Source organism: Marinomonas sp. TW1 (genome assembly GCF_001625355.1).
GTDB lineage: Bacteria > Pseudomonadota > Gammaproteobacteria > Pseudomonadales > Marinomonadaceae > Marinomonas.
The window spans coordinates 142,695-159,253 of sequence record NZ_JSEE01000001.1 but is presented as its reverse complement, the minus strand read 5'-3'; the positions used below and the strand labels follow the sequence as shown (position 1 = coordinate 159,253).

The following is a 16,559-nucleotide window of genomic DNA, read 5'->3' as shown; positions in this document are numbered from 1 at the left end:
ACTCGTTTACTCTAAAACTAGCGTCAATGTCTAATTAAGGAGGGGGCTTATGGTGTCTTTAGTTGAATACATTTTTAAACTAAAACGGGCTTTGTTTTCTGGGGCTTGGCGTGATCGTAGAGAAAGTGATGAAACCCTTTCCAATCCTTTAGCCATGAGTGCCGCCATGTCACGAGACGTGCTGCAAGCTAGAATAACGGCATTATTGAGCAGACAGTTTCAGGATGCCAAAAATAAGCAACAAAATACCAGTCATTGGGGAAACGTTGGTTGGCAAGTTGAGGCCGCCGCGCAGCAATGTAAAAGCATTATTAGCATACAGGACGACGAAGAATTATTGGGATACTTTGAACGAGTCTTGCCACACATGGCGAATTTAGCGGCGCGTTACCGTGAGTCCACAATGGACGAAGAGGGTTATGGCTTAGGGACGGTTCGAGAAATTGAAAATTACCTGATTCAACAGGCGAAGATCTATGAAAACACCCTTGCAGTGAGAGATGAGGAATGAGGGATGAGGATGAATAGAATCATACAATCTCTTCTATTGTTTTGTTGCACTACGTTATCGGTGAACGCCTTTAGCTCTGAGTCCAATCGTCTATTGCTGCAGTTGAATCAGGTTAATCAAATTGCGTTAGAAAAGCGTTGGATGCCTTATCAAGACACTTTGTACATAATCCATAGTGATGCTTTGCCACGAACGTTGCGATTGTCTCTAAAGGGCATTCCCAATGAAAAAATGACCTTGAGTTTGATCGATGATCAGACTAGTGAGCAAATGCTGGAGGCGTCTAATCTTGATCTCTATGGTTTTTGCAAGCTTCCTGAAACAGAAGAGGGCTTTACGGTTCTCTTCACTCAACGCAATGGCGGAATGGTAAACGATACGGAATTGTTGATGCTCAGCCCAGTATCCGATCAACCTAGATTAACCCGTTTAGGGCGTTTTCTCCCCGAGTTATTTGGTGCCGATCGAGACCTTTTAGAATGTGCTGAGGGTGAAACGATACTTGATACAACACAGGCTTTCGCGCCTTGTCATTGCGCGTTCAATGAGCGACTAGAGTAGCTATCATCCCTTCATGCTAATCGAATGAACCATATTTTGTTACATTATCATTCGATTTCATAAACACATTGTTTCAATTTAAAGGACTTGATCGAAATCAAATTACTGGTAGCTTTGTCATTAATAAAAATAATATTTAGTTAGTGGATGTATCTATGATTGATCACTTGCATGACAAGTGCGCGAGCACCTTGTTGAAATTCAAAGTTCCTCACTTGTGTCTAGGTGTTGTTGCGGCCTCACTATTAAGTGCATCGGCTGTCGCCCAAACAGATTCTTCTCAAAATACCCTAAATGCCAATAAAGACTTACGCCCCAATATTTTATTGGTCATGGCCGACGACCTTGGTTATTCAGATTTGAGCTCGTTCGGTAGTGAAATAAACACGCCTAATATTGACGCCCTAGCGACTCAAGGTCGCATTATGACTAATTTCCATGTGGCGTCAGTTTGTTCTCCAACTCGAGCGAGTTTGATGACTGGAGTCGATCATCACTTATCGGGTATTGGCAATATGGCAGAGGTGGTGGGTCTTAATATAGTCAAAAATAAGCCACTCAATGCCCCTTGGGGAAAAGCGCACACTTATGATTTTGATAATATCCCAGACGGTTATAGTGGTCACTTAAGCGATAAAACAGCGACCATGCCAGAGTTGTTGTCCGATGCTGGTTACCATACTTATATGGTGGGGAAATGGCATCTGGCCTATGATGTAAAAGCCCCGACTAAAAAGCGCCGGACTTGGCTCAATATTAAACATGATGCACTGCCTTATGCCCGCGGCTTTGAAAAGTCCTATGCGTTAATAGAAGGGGCGGGAGCACACTTTGCCCCCTCGACACCTCCAACGCCTCTCGATATAGTGCATTACGCTGAGAATGATCGTGTTTTTCCAGCCAAAGAGCTGCCGAAAGATTTTTTCTCTACCGAGTTTTATACCAATAAGCTGATTGAATACATTGACTCTAGCCGCGATAGTGGCAAGCCTTTCTTTGCTTACGCCGCGTATACGGCACCGCATTGGCCATTGCAAGCGCCTCAAGCGGACATTGATGCGCAAAAAGGACGTTATGATGAAGGCTATGATGTCATCAAAGCGCGCCGCTTGGCTAAAATGAAGTCCTTGGGACTATTGGCAAACGTGAGTGAACCGAATACGGGGGCTATTGGACCAAAATACTGGAATGAATTAAATCCAGAGGAAAAGCTGAGAGAAGCTAAGTCGATGGAACTTTATGCGGCCATGGTCAGTAATCTAGATCGCCATGTTGGTCGATTGGTGGCTCATCTAAAAGACATTGGTGAGTATGACAATACTGTGATCATGTTCATGTCGGACAATGGTGCCGAGGCGGCTCCGGCTTTCATGTTTCCTATTCCGGGCACTAAGGTAGATAATTCTTTAGAAGCGATGGGGAAGGCGGGTTCTGCTGTCGCCTATGGCCCTCGCTGGGCAGAAGTAGGCTCTGCACCTTTCCGTTTATTTAAGGGCTTTACCGGGGCGGAAGGCGGAACAGCTTCTCCTTTAATTGTTAAATTAAATGGTCAAAAAGAGCAAAGACCCCTTTCGCCAGCACGACTACAGGTGACGGATATTTTGCCGACTGTGCTAAATATGGCAGGTGTTGCCATGCCGGGTACACGTTATAAGGGTAAAGACATTTATCAATCTAGAGGCGTGTCATTTTTACCAGCTCTAGAGCAAAAAGACGCCTTCTCTAGTGTTCATCCTAAAGGAGCCGTCTTGGCGGATGAGTTAATGGGCGCAAGTTATGTGGTTCGAGATAATTGGAAGTTAAGTCAGCAAGCTTCTATGGGGAAAGTCCCAGTATTCAGGAAAGATGTGCCGTGGGCACTGTATGACTTGTCGAAGGATCGCGGTGAAACAAAGGATGTATCGGCTCAGCATCCAAAAATAGTAAGACAGCTAAAAAGTGATTTTAGAGAATACGTTCTTCAGAACAAGGTCATTGAAGGAGCGTCTTCTGCGAATGGTCGATAGATAGAGGTAATGATTTTTGTGGAGCGACTGTAATGGATCGAATTAACAACTTTGGTGTGATGGCTAAGCCAAGTAGCTCTGTCTGTAATATTGACTGTACTTATTGTTTCTATCTGGAGAAAGAGCATCTTTATCCAGATAGAAAAAAGCAATGGCGTATGAACAATACGACACTGGAGAATTACATTCGTGATCAAATCCAATCGCAAAAGAGCGATGTGATCGATTTTGTTTGGCAAGGTGGTGAGCCCACCCTTCTAGGGGTGGCGTTTTTCCGCCAAGTCATTGTGTACCAACAACAGTATCAAGGTTATAAAACCATCACCAATTCGCTGCAAACCAATGCGACCTTATTGGATGAAGAATGGGCGGTTTTTTTGAAGGAACATCAATTTTTGATCGGTGTTTCAATTGATGGTGACCGTATAAGCAACGATACTTATCGACTTTCTCGTAAAGGAAAAAGCACATTCGATGATACGTTAAAAGGTCTTGCTCTGCTGAAGAAACACGGCGTCGATTTTAATACCTTAACGGTAGTGAACGCCGAGAACGTCAAGCGTCCGCTCAATGTTTATGCGTTTTTAAAACGTATTGGCAGCCAGTACATGCAATTTATTCCTTTAGTTGAGCGTAAGTCCATTATGCCAGATGAGGATGGTTTAACTCTGATACAGCCCACGTTTGATGGTGAATCAAACCTAGCGGAGTGGTCGGTTCCAGCCAAAGCTTATGGCAAATTCTTAAATACGATTTTTGACCATTGGATTCAAAATGATCTCGGAAAAATTTTCGTGATGAATTTTGAGCAAACCATGAGCCAGTTGGCAGGTCGACCGGGCGCTTGTGTGTTCAATGAAACTTGTGGCAGCAGTGTGGCCATGGAGTCGAATGGCGACGTGTATTCTTGTGATCACTATGTTTATCCAGAGCATAAATTGGGCAATGTGAATGACACATCACTAATTGATTTGGTGAATTTGCCTCAAAATCGTCAGTTTGGCCAAGATAAGTTAACGAACATCAGCGTGGATTGTCATCAATGTGACGTGCGATCAGTGTGTCATGGGGGGTGTCCAAAACATCGGTTTGAGTCGTCTAGTGATGGTTTATTGAATCGCAACTATCTGTGTGATGGCTTTAAATCCCACTTTTCACATGCGTTGCCTAAAATGAACGAAACATTAGGTTTATTGAGTCATCAATTGCCCATCAAGAAGGTAAAACAAGAGATTAAGCGAAGATTTTACGCGTGAACAGGGGGTGATTGTATTCACAATGCGGTGCAATGGACATCCCTATGCTTGCTTCTTACGCAATCATAGCAGCGTATTTATGGCCTCTTTATAGGAGGCTAATCAAAGGCTTTGGCAACTTGTCTGGCAAATAAGACGTTTTAAATAGTAGGGGGCTAGATCAGTCCCCTTTTCTTATTGTGGCCGCGGCAATACACAGCATGACAAGAGCCTTGACACCAGCCCCCTAGAAATAGTTACCGTTCATTTTCTTTTGTCGTCTATAACCGTCTTTTGACCTTATTGAATAGCGGTTATCCAGTGGATCTGGATTGAGTCGCACAAGGTATAGGTTTGAGTCGGAGGGCTATTCAAGCGCGCTCACTCGAGCATTTAAAGGGGATTTTTGTGTGACCCCTAGCCAATATAGGACGAATGAGCGATTGAACATTAACTGCTAGTCTATTCCCAGTACTATGCTGCTTTGTGTTAACCGTTACCATGGTATGTGGCAGGGTGCTTGGAATTCATACCACGGTAACAGGCTTCTAGCTTGTCTATTATTCCGTTTCCATATTGATGGTGGCTTCTTTTAAGACATTAATAAGCCACATCAGACCTTCATCATTATTTCTGTATTGATGCCATTGAACACACTGTTTCATTGGTTGAACGTCAAAGGGTAATGGCAAAATTTTAAGTGGCCATACCTTGGCCATTTTTGTTGCCAGTCTGGCGTGTATGGTGGCGATGTTTTCTGAACCAATGACCAGTGCCGGTAACGAGGCAAAGCTTGCTGTCGTGGCAATTAAACGACGTCGAATGCCATATTTTTGCGCAAAGACGGTTTCAAAAAAATCTTTTTTAATGGTGGCAGGGCGCATAAGAACATGGCCGGCTTCTGTGTATTTTTCCGCGGTGAGCTCGCCTTGCGCAATTTGGCTATGCTTCCAAACAACGGCAACAAACTCTTCTTCATGAAGGATTTCACTCGGATGCTGGGGTGACACAAAATCAGATGGAATGATTAATAAGTCGGCTTTACCTTGTTCTAGTTGTTCATCTGGGTTTTCTACTTGCGCTAAAAACTGAAAGCGGGCTGTGCTCTTCTGTTTGCCGACGATTTCTAATGCATGGGGGGCCAGCACGGTTAGGGTGTAATCAGAGCAAAAAATACTAAATATTCGATCTGTGGTTTGTGGGTTAAAGCTGGGTTGGACCAGTATGGTACTTTCGATGTTATACAGAGCGTTACGCACATGAACTTTTAAACTTTCACCGAGTGGTGTGACGACCATTCTTCTTCCGATCTGGGTCAGCAGATCGTCTTCAAAATAGTCTCGTAATCTTGAGAGAGAGTTGCTCAAGGCAGAGGGGCTCATATTCAGTTGTTTTGCCCCTTTTGTGATGCTTTGTTCGGTGAGTAGAGTGTCCAATGCCACCAATAGGTTTAGGTCTAGCTTTTTAAAGCGCATAAAAATCCCTCATCATTATTGTTTTTGTTTTATTGTTCGATGGTATCGAATGGTTGATTCAGTTTAAAGGGTTTTTCTGAACGGTTGCAGTAATTTACATTGAGTTTGTTCTTAAAGATAAAAATAAAACCTTAGAGGAAGAACAAGTGAAAATAATCAATTCAACGCCATTTCGTTTGAAGGTGGTTGCTTTAGCAATTGCTTCAAGCGCTAGCTCTGTCTATGCATTCAATATTGATACTGGTAATTCCGATATCAGATTAAGTTTAGACAATACCCTCAAATACAGTACCGCTTTCCGGACTAAAGATCGTTCAGCTGGCTTAGCAGGCCCAGGTGCGGATACTGAAAACCTGAACGATGGTGATAACAACTTCGATAAGGGGTTGGTTTCTAATCGTCTAGATCTCCTCACGGAGTTAGATATTTCCTATAAAGATACTTATGGGGCTCGTATCAGTGCAGCTGGTTGGTATGACGATGTCTATCACCAGAAAAACGACAATACCACTGGTGCGTCAAACCATGTTGGTGCTTCTGACGAATTTTCTGATGAAGCCAAAGACGTGATGGGAGGAGATGTCGAGATTCTCGATGCCTTTGTTTATGGTCGCTTTCCCGTAATGGACGGTATGGATGGCACGATACGAGTAGGTCGCCATAGCCTTTTATGGGGCGAAAGCTTGTTCTTCGGTGGTAACGGTATCGCTGGTGGTAATGGCCCTGTCGATGTGGTGAAGCTGGCCGCTGTACCTAACTCTACTTTTAAAGAAACCATGATGCCAACCGGTAAGGTCTCTGTTGATATTCCTATCTCTGAAACGGCTTCCATAGGGGCTTATGTCGGTTATGAGTGGGAAAAATCTCGCCTTCTTCCTGCGGGTGCTTATTTGTCTCCTGGGGATACATTGGGGGGAGAAACCCTTCATGGTGGTGTAGGAACGTTTAATAAGATTGATGATATAGAAGCATCCGATTCAGGCCAATACGGTTTGAAGCTTAGTTGGAGTGATTACGATATCGATACCGACTTTGGTCTGTATGCAACTCGTTATCATGCGACCGGCCCAAGCAACCTAATTAACCGTGTCGCTTTTCCAGGACCGACAGCGGCTGACTACAGATGGGTATATGCGGAAGGAATTGAGGCTTATGGCTTCAGTATGGCCAAAACGGTCGGTCGATGGAGTTTAGCGGGCGAGATGTCTTATCGTCGTAACGCACCATTAGCAAGTAGAACGCAAACGGATGCCGGTACCGCTCGAACGGGTCATGATGATGGAAACTTGGCTTATGCTGTTGGTGAGACGGCCCATGCTCAGTTTAACTGGTTGGCTAACGTGCCAAGTTTCATTTCACAAGAAGCTTCTTTCCTAGGTGAAATCGCATGGAATACGCGGGTTAAAACGACAGCGAATGAAGAAAAACTGAATGAATATTCCGATAAATCGGCCGTCAGTATGAGGGTGGTTTATAACGCAACCTATCGTCAGGTTTTTGATGGTTTAGATCTAACGCCATCAATTGGTGCAAGCCATACTTGGGGTAAGTCTTCCGCAATAGGCCCTGCATTCGGGGTTGATGGTGGTGGAGATGTGAACATTGGCGTGAAGGCCGTGTATTTAAATAAATGGAAAGCATCATTAAGTTATAAAGCATTTTATGGTGAAGAAGGTCCTCTTACTCTTCGTCGAGATGTAAATGGTGATGGTGACGAGCAAAGTAACGGCACATACAAGCAATCTTTAAAAGATCGTAACTTTATCTCCGCTTCTGTAAGCACCACCTTTTAATTTTTGGAGAATGACAATGCATAACAATAAAAAACATTTTCTTAGTACGCTTTTAACGACAACAGCGATCAGCTGCCTGTCTTCGCTAAGTCATGCCGCGGTGAGTCCAGAGCAAGCGGCTCGTTTAGGGGCGGATTTGACGCCTTTTGGCGGGGAAAAAGCGGGTAACGCTGATGGCTCTATTCCGGCTTGGACGGGTGGTTTTAATGATCCGATTCCTGGTCAAGTGTTGGGTGGGAATCGTCTAGACCCTTATGCCAATGAAAAACCTTTGTACACAGTTACTGCTGCGAATATGGAACAGTATTCGGACAAGCTAACGGACGGTGTTAAGGCGATGCTGCAAAAGTATCCCGATACGTATCGTCTTGATGTTTATCCAACGCATCGAACGGCAACGGCACCTAAGTGGGTGTACGACTTCACTGTGCAGAATGCCTTGAAAGCAAAGCTTAATGGCCATGATTTAAGTGGTGCCTATGGCGGTATTCCTTTCCCTATTCCACAAAATGGTCTAGAGGCGATGAAAAATCATGTTTTATCTTGGAAGGGGGTGAGCTGGGAAACCAAGCTGAACCAATATCAAATTACCTCTAATGGTAACGTTGTTTTGACCACGGATGGCATACTGAAAAACCAAATGCCTTATTACTTTGATGATGGCTCAAGTGAAGACTTTGATGGCTACTTTTGGGAAATCAACCTTGAAAACGTAGGGCCACCAATACGTGCCGGTGAGCGCATTGTCGGACGTAACAACTTAGAAGCCGATAAAGCGAAGTCCTATGTCTATTTAACGGGTCAACGTCGTGTGCGTAAGTTGCCGAATGCGTGTTGTGATACACCAACCCCAGCAACGGCCGGTTTGATGTCATTTGATGAGTTGAGCGTGTTTTCTGGACGTACCGATTTATTTAACTGGAAGTTGTTGGGTAAGAAAGAAATTCTGATTCCTTACAATGAAAATCGCTTCTTACAATACCCAGATGATCAGCTTATTACTGGCAATCATTTGAACCCAGACACTGTACGTTGGGAATTGCATCGCGTTTGGGAAGTGGAAGCAACGCTTGCTGAAGGCAAACGCCATCCAGCCGTACGCAGTAAATATTATCTAGATGAAGATACTTGGCAGGCAACGTTAGGCGACCGCTGGGATTCCAATGGCGATCTTTGGAAAACCTTATGGCAGTTTAACTACATCATGCCTGATTACCCAGGGACAATTCCGCAAACCTTTGGTTTCTACAACTTGCTTTCTAATGAGGCCTACGTGGCAAACATCATGAATGGCAAGGGCGCACAACGTATTCCCGTTGAGCGTTTTCCAACCAGTACTTTTACGGGGCAAGGTTTAGCTCGTCAAGGTACACGATAAGAGGTATTTGATACTCAGTTCATCCAGTTACCTTTGCAGCAAAGGGCGAGCATTGTCTTTCCCCTTTTTGGCTTTGCTCGTTCTTTGATGCAGGTTTTGGTTACATTGAGTGAAAAGTACCAAGTTTGTTATCCGTTTATAAATTTTAGATGTTGGAGAATTTATGTTCCGCTACTTTCCCACCAATTATCCATGGGATCTTTCTATTAATCTTGCGTTAGAAATGGGCGCACGTATTGGTGAAATTGAAGAGATGTGCGCGCCATTACAAGACGCCGCTAAAGCGAAAGACGCGGCGGGTTCTAAAGCCTTTCGTGATAGCTGGGAGCGCATGGCCGATAAGCTATGTGAGTTAGCGAAAGAAGATGAAGAGCGTGGCCGTATGATCTCCGCGGGAGATAAATATGGCCGGGCAGCGACCTATTATTTGACCGCTGAACGTTTACAAGGACATGGCTCACCGGGTCGAGAAGCCTTATATGATCGTTTTTTAGAGGTGTTTGCTCGCGGTCTTGAATTAGCGAAAGAAAACTGCGAACGCGTTGAAATTCCCTATGAAGGGAAACATCTTTCAGCTCTGTATGTGCGTGCTGAAGGGGTAGAAGGTAAAGCCCCTATCTTGGTTCAAGTAAATGGCTTGGACTCTACTAAAGAAATGAAATATCGCGTCGGTATGCCTGCTTGGTTGGCAAAACGCGGCGTCTCTTCCCTGATCGTTGATCAGCCTGGGACGGGGGAAGCGATTCGTTTGCAGGGGCTGACTGCCCGTTATGACAGTGAGCACTGGGCGAGTCGAGTGGTGGATTGGTTAGAAACTCGTGAAGAAATTGATGCCAAACGCATAGGCATGGAAGGGGTTTCTTTAGGGGGATATTACTGTCCTCGTGCCGTGGCATTTGAACCAAGATTTGCTTGTGGTGTTGTTTGGGGGGCGAATCATGATTGGCGTGATGTGCAAAAACGCCGCCTAGAAAAAGAAGGCAGCTTTCCTGTGCCTCATTATTGGGAACATGTACGTTGGGTGTGGGGCGCAAAAGACATGGATGAGTTTATGGACATTGCGGAGAAGGTTCACCTTGATGGCGTTCTTGATCGCATTAAAGTGCCATTCCTTGTTACCCACGGCGAAAAAGATTCGCAAATTCCGCTTAAATGGGCGCATCGCACCTACGAGCAGTTAGTGAATAGCCCTAAAAGAGAGCTAAAAGTGTTTACCGATCGCGAAGGTGGTGTACAGCACTCAAGTTTTGATAATTCCGCTAACGCCGGTGCTTATATTGCTGACTGGGTAGCAGAAACCCTTAATGGTCATACCGCCTAATCGCGGTCTAGCGGGAGAGAAAAAATGAATATAGTTGGTTTAGAAACCATTGTGTTTGCCGTTGAAGACATCGCTTCTTGTACGACCTTTTTAACCGATTATGGTTTGATACCGGTTGATGTTACGGAGGTCGGTGGTCGTTTTGAAGCCTTGGATGGCACGGCAGTCGTGCTTGCTCATACTTCGGATACCAGTCTTCCTGCCAGTATTGGCAATGGCTGCATGATGCGCAAAACCGTGATGGGCGTGGCGGATCAAGAAACCATTGAGGCGATCACGGCAGAACTGAGTAAAGACCGAGAGGTGCGCAAATTAGCCGATGGCTCTATTGAGTCGACTGATGATTCCGGTTTTGTGATTGGCTTTCAAATAACGACACGTAAAGCACTTGATTTAGCAGGCGAAATATCGAATGTTCCAGGGTCTCCGTTACAGCGTCCTGTTAATCATCGTGCTGTTGATGTGAATGCAGAGATTCGCCCTCGAACCTTGTCGCATATTGTCTATTTCGTTCCAGATCCGGTGAAAGCAGAAGCCTTTTATGTCGAGCGTCTAGGCTTTCGCTGTACCGATCGTTTCGAAGGGGCGGGTCCATTTTTGCAACCAGCAGGGACATTAGACCATCACACCCATTTCTTGATTGGTGCGCCACCGTTTATGCAAGGTGTCGAGCATTTTACCTTCCATTTTAGTGGTCCAACCGAGATGATGCAAAATGGTTCGCGCTTTATCGAAAAAGGTTATCAAGCCTTTTGGGGGCCTGGTCGTCATATTTTCGGTTCGAACTGGTTCTGGTATTTCAACAGTCCTTTTGCTTGTCACATCGAAATGGATGCGGACATGGATTTGCACGATGACAATTGGGTGCCTCGTGTGGTGCCAATGAGTGCAGATGCCTCTCAAGCGTTTTTAATGCGTCATAGAACCAAGTGGTCGCCAGGCAAAGACACGCCACACAATGGCGACTATGACTAAAGTGCTTAAGATGAAGCAACGAAAATAATGATTAATAAGAGTCGAATTGTTGGTAGGGGGGAGCGGTAGTTTGTTACTACTGCCCTACAAACAATCTTAAGGCGGCAATCCGCCGCTACCACGAAATAACAATAAACAAAGTGGATGGTATTGATATGTTGATGATGTCTGTGAGATGTAGGACGAATTCCTTTACGGATCGAAGAAAAGTAGCCTCTTATGCTGGAGGTGTATTATGAGTCATCGTTTTGGTGTTAAAGGCAATATTGCCCTCATGGTTTCCCATTGTGCTGGCATGATCGATCTGGTTGCGATGCCCTTATGGATCGGTGTTCTGGTGGCGTCTTATCAATTTGACAGTCAAGAAGCGGGTGGCTTGGTGACCTTCTTTTTAGCGGGTGCCGTTGTCGCCAGTATGTTTGTCGCTCCGCGTTTTAAAAACCTTAATCGCCGTATGATTGCGACGGTTGGTTTTTTTATCTCCGGCTTGTGTTTTTTCGCCGCTGCTCAAACCAATGATTATGCTCTATTAGCTTTATTGCATGTGATCGCCGGTTTAAGTGCCAGTAGTGCGCTTAGTGTTGCTCACGGCACCATTGCTCGTAATATCAACCCTCATCGATTGTTTGCTCTTGCCGGTTTTGCGTTAGGCATCATGGGCTTTGTTTTTATGGGCGCCGCCCCGAACATAATTAAAGCCGTAGGCGGGCATTCGTTGTTTTTGATTTTCGCTGGCATTATGGCGGTCGGCGCTTTCGCTTGTGCGTTGGCTTTTCCTCGCATGGATTCGGCGAGCGTACTCTCTGTTGAGGAAGAATCAAAAGAGGCCGCTCGGGTTACGGCTAAAATTCCGACCAGTGTGTGGTATGGCATTGTGGGCTTCAGCTTGATGAGTGTGACGCAAGTGATGACCTTTGCTTTTATGGAGCGCGTGGGTAACGAACGAGGTTTTAGTACCGAGTCCATTACTATGGTGCTGGTGGCGTTGGCGCTCATTAATATAGTGGCAGCCGCTTCGGCTGGTATTTTTCAAAAACGCATTTCCCCTCGTATTGTTTTGTTTGTCTGTCCTGTACTGCAAGTTATTTTGTCTAACATCATGATGAATGCGACAGGCTTTCCTCTGTATGCGGCTTCTGCTGCGTTTTTTGTTTCGTTGGTTATTTTTATTCATCCATTTTTCTTTGGCTTGGTGGCTCAATTAGATACTTCTGGTCGTGCCTTGGCAGCGACACCCGCGATGATTATGTCTGGCGCCGCCATTGGCCCCATTTTGGGCGGAACGATTGTTAAGTTAGTTGGCTATCACGGTATCGGTATCGCGGCACTGGTATTAGGGAGTATTTCCTTAGTCTGCTTCGCACGTCTTTTCCATCAGAGTTCAGTGACAGATATTGAATCTGAGAGTGTGGCGTGAGGTTGATATGTTGAATAAAAATAATACAGCCAGCATGAAAGGCGTTGCTTCGTTGTGGCGCAAAGTAGGAACGTTCATTTTGATGGCATGGCTGTTGTGTCGTTTAGATGGCGCAATAGCGGCAGTGTCAGACGCGTTGGAACGCCCGGCCATATCATCTCATTTGGGGGCGAAATCTGTTTTGATGTCAGCTTCTTTGGTGGGCGACCATCTGATTGCGGTGGGTGAGCGCGGGTTAATTTTGCGCTCCGATGACAAAGGAGAAAGCTGGCAGCAGTTGCCTTCTCCAGTCAGTGTCACGCTGACTGGCGTTGGCTTTTCGGATGATAAAAATGGTTATGCCATTGGCCACGGCGGTACGGTGTTGCGAACCAGTGATGGTGGAAATAGCTGGCAAATGCAATTAAATGGTCGTCAATTGGCTAAGGACCTTTTGATTCAAGCAGAACAGGAAGGATATGACGAAGATATTCGACAGGCTAAATTGTTGGTGACTGATGGCCCAGACAAACCTTTCTTAGACATGTTGCTACTGGGGCCTGATCATTTAGTCGTGGTTGGGGCTTATGGTTTTGCTTTTGAAAGTAAAGATGGCGGTCAGACTTGGGATTCTTGGATGGAACGCATCGAAAACTATTTTGGACTTCATCTTTATAGTATTCGCAAGCAAGGTCAACGTATCTTGGTCGCTGGTGAGCAAGGCTTTGTGGCGCTCTCCATGGACAATGGAGCATCATTTGAAACCATTGAAACACCCTATGAAGGCAGTTTTTTTACCGCACAGCTATTAGGTGATAGTGAAATAGTATTGGCCGGTTTACGTGGTAACACGCTGATCTCCAATGACAACGGTCAAAACTGGAAAAACATCAAAAATCCGATTAGTGCCTCCATTATGGCGTCTTTAATTAATGCGGATGGGCAGGTCATCATGGCAAATCAGGCGGGTATTTTACTTGGTTTGAGAGCGAATAGACTGGTTCCATTAACCCGCAAACGCCTTCCACCTTTAACCAATATGGTGGAAAAAACAGATGGTAGTGTACTTGCTTTAAGCATCCATGGAGCTGTGTCCATTGATGTAGGAGAGTTAAAATGAAACATCATTCACCTGTCACCGTGTCACCAGAGGAAGAATTTGACCCTAATACGGGGTCTATTATTGAGCGAGTACTTTTTAATAATCGCTTAATTGTGATTATTGTTTGTGCCTTATTGACTGCGTTATTGGGTTGGCAAGCGACGAAATTAACCATTAATGCGAGTTTTGAAAAAACCTTACCGACTCATCAAGAGTACATTCAAAATTATTTGACCTATGAAAAAGAGCTGACGGGGTTAGGCAACGCATTACGGATCGCGGCGGTTAGTCCTAAAGGCACGATTTATGACGCAGATTATCTCGAATCATTGCGCCAATTAAGTGACGAAGTGTTTCTTCTTCCTGGTGTGGATCGAGTGCAAATGAAATCCTTATGGACTCCATCAACCCGTTGGATTGGTGTGACGGAAGAAGGCTTGGATGGCGGTCCAGTGATCCCTGAAGATTACGATGGTTCGCCATCGAGCCTACAAAAGTTAAAGGCGAATGTGGCACGTTCAGGGCAAATTGGTCAGTTAATCGCTGCGGATGAAGAATCCACCATTATCTACATGCCACTGTTAAGTGAAGATGCGACAGGGGAGCCGCTGAATTACGCAAAATACTCTGACGCCCTTGAAGGTTTGCGAGCTAAATACCAAGAGCAAGGACTGGAAATCCATATCACTGGCTTTACTAAGGTGATGGGAGATCTGATCGAAGGTGTGCAAGCGGTTCTGTCGTTCTTTGCGTTAGCCGTGGTGATAGCAACGATCATGGTGTTTTGGTATACCCGTTGTGTTCGCTCTACTTTTCTAGTGGTATTTGCTTCCATTTTGGCCGTGGTGTGGCAACTGGGGATTTTGCCTACGTTAGGTTATGTGTTGGACCCTTATTCTATTTTGGTGCCGTTCCTGGTGTTTGCCATTGGTATGAGTCACGGCGCACAGAAAATGAATGGCATTATGCAAGATGTGGGACGAGGATTTAACAAATTAGTCGCGGCACGTTTTACCTTTAGACGCTTGTTTATGGCGGGTTTAACGGCATTACTTGCCGATGCGGTTGGCTTTGCTGTTCTCCTTGTTATCGATATTAAAGTGATTCAAGAATTGGCGATTGCGGCTTCTATTGGTGTCGCGGTGCTCATCTTCACTAACTTGATTCTGTTACCCATCATGCTTTCTTATGTTGGTGTTGGTAAAAAAGCCGCACAGCGTAGTGTAGTGAATGACATTAATGACGACAGCACGAAAAAAATGCCTGCGTTGTGGGTATTCCTGGATAAGTTCACTCAGCGTAAATGGGCAACTGGGGCGTTAATCGGTGGTTTTGTACTTGCCGTAGGAGCCTTTGTGTTGAGTACACAACTCAAGATTGGTGATCTGGATCAGGGCGCACCAGAGTTGCGTCAAGACAGTCGTTATAACCAAGATGTCGCGTTTATGAATCAACATTATGGTGCTTCCAGCGACGTCATGGCGATTATGGTGAAGACGCCAGATGGTCAGTGTTCTCAGTATGATACGTTGAATAAAATAGACGCTCTTGAATGGCAATTACGCCAGTTACCTGGAGTGGAAACGACGAACTCTTTGGCCTTGTTGTCTCGACGTGTGTTGTCTGGCTTGAACGAAGGCAACCCTAAGTGGTACGAGTTTTTACCGAATCAAAGTATGTTGAATTACATTACAGCAGGCGCGCCACGTGGCTTATACAACAATGGCTGTAACCTGCTGACAGTGTATGTTTACCTGCAAGATCACAAGGCTGATACGCTGACGAACGTGGTGAATCACGTAGAAGCGTTTGCAAAAGACAACAACACTGACGATGTGCAGTTTTTATTGGCTGCTGGCAGTGCGGGGATTCAAGCCGCAACCAATATTTCGGTGAAAGCCGCTTGGTATCAGATGCTGTTCTTGGTTTATGGTGCTGTGGCGCTTTTGTCCCTGATTACTTTCCGTTCTTTCAAAGCCGTTGTGGTGGCGCTTCTGCCACTGATGCTGACGTCCATTATGGTAGAAGCCTTAATGGTGCAATTGGGCATGGGTGTGAAAGTAGCCACTTTGCCAGTGATTGCCCTAGGGGTCGGCATTGGTATCGATTATGCCTTGTATATTTTGTCTATTACTTTGGTCGGATTACGCCAAGGCACGAGCTTATCTCAGTCCTACTTAAGAGCCCTTAATTTCACCGGTAAAGTGGTGATGTTAACCGGCGTTACCTTGTCAGTAGGGGTCATTACCTGGATTGCCAGCCCGATTAAATTCCAAGCGGACATGGGCTTGTTGCTGGCCTTTATGTTCATTTGGAACATGTTAGGGGCGTTGATTCTTTTGCCTGCGCTTGCGCACTTTCTGCTTAAACCAAAATTCGCAGAGGCAGATAAGAGCAACGAGTCAGCCAAATGACGGATGTGGTTGAAACGAGCCTAGGTAACGTAACAGTGCTTTGTCATGTGAATGACATTGAAGAAGGGGCATCGAAGGGCTTTTTAGAAAACGACGCAGGGCACGATTTGTTTTTCGTCGTTAAGCAAGAAGGTCAGCTCTATGCTTGGCGCAATGCTTGTCCACATGTGGATGGCGCGCCAATGGCATGGCGCAAAGATGCCTATATGGATGCCCAAAAAATCCACGTTACCTGCCATGCTCATGGGGCATTGTTTGAACCTAAAACAGGTTTATGTATTCAAGGTCCTTGTCTTGGACAGAGATTAGAGAAAATTCCATTGCATGTGAGTGAAGCCGGTGAGGTTTCTATTTTATTCGCGGATATTCATTCACGAAACGGGTTATAACAA

13 protein-coding genes are annotated in these 16,559 nt (G+C 45.2%); 12 read left to right on the top strand and 1 reads right to left on the bottom strand.

What is annotated here, in order from left to right; genetic code table 11:
- The first annotated feature begins 49 nt into the window (after positions 1–49).
- The 4 genes from OA79_RS00690 to OA79_RS00675 all read left to right on the top strand — a co-directional run bounded on the left by OA79_RS00690 (position 50) and on the right by OA79_RS00675 (position 4,334).
- Entirely contained in the window at positions 50–511 is a 462-nt protein-coding gene (locus OA79_RS00690) for a hypothetical protein (protein ID WP_063331312.1), read from the top strand.
- 9 nt (positions 512–520) lie between these two features.
- Positions 521–1,072 carry a hypothetical protein gene (locus tag OA79_RS00685; protein WP_063331311.1) on the top strand — a complete coding sequence of 184 codons (552 nt, stop codon included), beginning with the start codon at positions 521–523 and terminating at the stop codon, positions 1,070–1,072.
- 155 nt (positions 1,073–1,227) lie between these two features.
- Positions 1,228–3,078, top strand: coding sequence for an arylsulfatase (locus OA79_RS00680; RefSeq protein ID WP_082825322.1), 1,851 nt, complete (start codon positions 1,228–1,230; stop codon positions 3,076–3,078).
- A 32-nt stretch (positions 3,079–3,110) separates the two neighbouring features.
- On the top strand, positions 3,111–4,334 hold the full coding sequence (locus OA79_RS00675) for an anaerobic sulfatase maturase (RefSeq protein ID WP_063331310.1): 1,224 nt from the start codon (positions 3,111–3,113) through the stop codon (positions 4,332–4,334).
- Between the two features lie 539 nt (positions 4,335–4,873).
- Here the strand turns inward: OA79_RS00675 and OA79_RS00670 are convergent.
- Positions 4,874–5,788 (bottom strand): LysR family transcriptional regulator, encoded by a 915-nt coding sequence (locus OA79_RS00670; RefSeq protein ID WP_063331309.1) that lies wholly within the window; start codon positions 5,786–5,788, stop codon positions 4,874–4,876.
- A 146-nt stretch (positions 5,789–5,934) separates the two neighbouring features.
- Here OA79_RS00670 and OA79_RS00665 point away from each other — a divergent pair, with 146 nt between their 5' ends.
- The 8 genes from OA79_RS00665 (at position 5,935) to OA79_RS00630 (ending at position 16,556) form a co-directional block, all read left to right on the top strand.
- Positions 5,935–7,581, top strand: coding sequence for a DUF1302 domain-containing protein (locus OA79_RS00665; RefSeq protein WP_063331308.1), 1,647 nt, complete (start codon positions 5,935–5,937; stop codon positions 7,579–7,581).
- Positions 7,582–7,597: 16 nt separating this feature from the next.
- Complete coding sequence (locus tag OA79_RS00660; protein WP_063331307.1) at positions 7,598–8,959, top strand: DUF1329 domain-containing protein; 1,362 nt, start codon at positions 7,598–7,600, stop codon at positions 8,957–8,959.
- Positions 8,960–9,122: 163 nt separating this feature from the next.
- Positions 9,123–10,280 carry an alpha/beta hydrolase family protein gene (locus tag OA79_RS00655; protein WP_063331306.1) on the top strand — a complete coding sequence of 386 codons (1,158 nt, stop codon included), beginning with the start codon at positions 9,123–9,125 and terminating at the stop codon, positions 10,278–10,280.
- 24 nt (positions 10,281–10,304) lie between these two features.
- Positions 10,305–11,255, top strand: coding sequence for a VOC family protein (locus OA79_RS00650; RefSeq protein ID WP_063331305.1), 951 nt, complete (start codon positions 10,305–10,307; stop codon positions 11,253–11,255).
- A gap of 235 nt (positions 11,256–11,490) precedes the next feature.
- Positions 11,491–12,672, top strand: coding sequence for an MFS transporter (locus OA79_RS00645; protein WP_063331304.1), 1,182 nt, complete (start codon positions 11,491–11,493; stop codon positions 12,670–12,672).
- A 7-nt stretch (positions 12,673–12,679) separates the two neighbouring features.
- Positions 12,680–13,771, top strand: coding sequence for a WD40/YVTN/BNR-like repeat-containing protein (locus OA79_RS00640; protein ID WP_231908771.1), 1,092 nt, complete (start codon positions 12,680–12,682; stop codon positions 13,769–13,771).
- The gene (locus OA79_RS00635; protein ID WP_063331303.1) at positions 13,768–16,167 is read left to right on the top strand and encodes an efflux RND transporter permease subunit; all 2,400 of its coding nucleotides are present in this window, start codon (positions 13,768–13,770) and stop codon (positions 16,165–16,167) included. Before OA79_RS00640 ends, OA79_RS00635 begins: the two co-directional genes overlap by 4 nt.
- Complete coding sequence (locus OA79_RS00630; protein WP_063331302.1) at positions 16,164–16,556, top strand: Rieske (2Fe-2S) protein; 393 nt, start codon at positions 16,164–16,166, stop codon at positions 16,554–16,556. Before OA79_RS00635 ends, OA79_RS00630 begins: the two co-directional genes overlap by 4 nt.
- Positions 16,557–16,559 lie beyond the last annotated feature (3 nt).

Coding starts and splice junctions, on each gene's coding strand:
- OA79_RS00690 (WP_063331312.1), top strand. CDS start 50: ATGGTGTCTTTAGTTGAATACATTTTTAAACTAAAACGGGCTTTGTTT.
- OA79_RS00685 (WP_063331311.1), top strand. CDS start 521: ATGAATAGAATCATACAATCTCTTCTATTGTTTTGTTGCACTACGTTA.
- OA79_RS00680 (WP_082825322.1), top strand. CDS start 1,228: ATGATTGATCACTTGCATGACAAGTGCGCGAGCACCTTGTTGAAATTC.
- OA79_RS00675 (WP_063331310.1), top strand. CDS start 3,111: ATGGATCGAATTAACAACTTTGGTGTGATGGCTAAGCCAAGTAGCTCT.
- OA79_RS00670 (WP_063331309.1), bottom strand. CDS start 5,788: ATGCGCTTTAAAAAGCTAGACCTAAACCTATTGGTGGCATTGGACACT.
- OA79_RS00660 (WP_063331307.1), top strand. CDS start 7,598: ATGCATAACAATAAAAAACATTTTCTTAGTACGCTTTTAACGACAACA.
- OA79_RS00655 (WP_063331306.1), top strand. CDS start 9,123: ATGTTCCGCTACTTTCCCACCAATTATCCATGGGATCTTTCTATTAAT.
- OA79_RS00650 (WP_063331305.1), top strand. CDS start 10,305: ATGAATATAGTTGGTTTAGAAACCATTGTGTTTGCCGTTGAAGACATC.
- OA79_RS00645 (WP_063331304.1), top strand. CDS start 11,491: ATGAGTCATCGTTTTGGTGTTAAAGGCAATATTGCCCTCATGGTTTCC.
- OA79_RS00640 (WP_231908771.1), top strand. CDS start 12,680: ATGTTGAATAAAAATAATACAGCCAGCATGAAAGGCGTTGCTTCGTTG.
- OA79_RS00635 (WP_063331303.1), top strand. CDS start 13,768: ATGAAACATCATTCACCTGTCACCGTGTCACCAGAGGAAGAATTTGAC.
- OA79_RS00630 (WP_063331302.1), top strand. CDS start 16,164: ATGACGGATGTGGTTGAAACGAGCCTAGGTAACGTAACAGTGCTTTGT.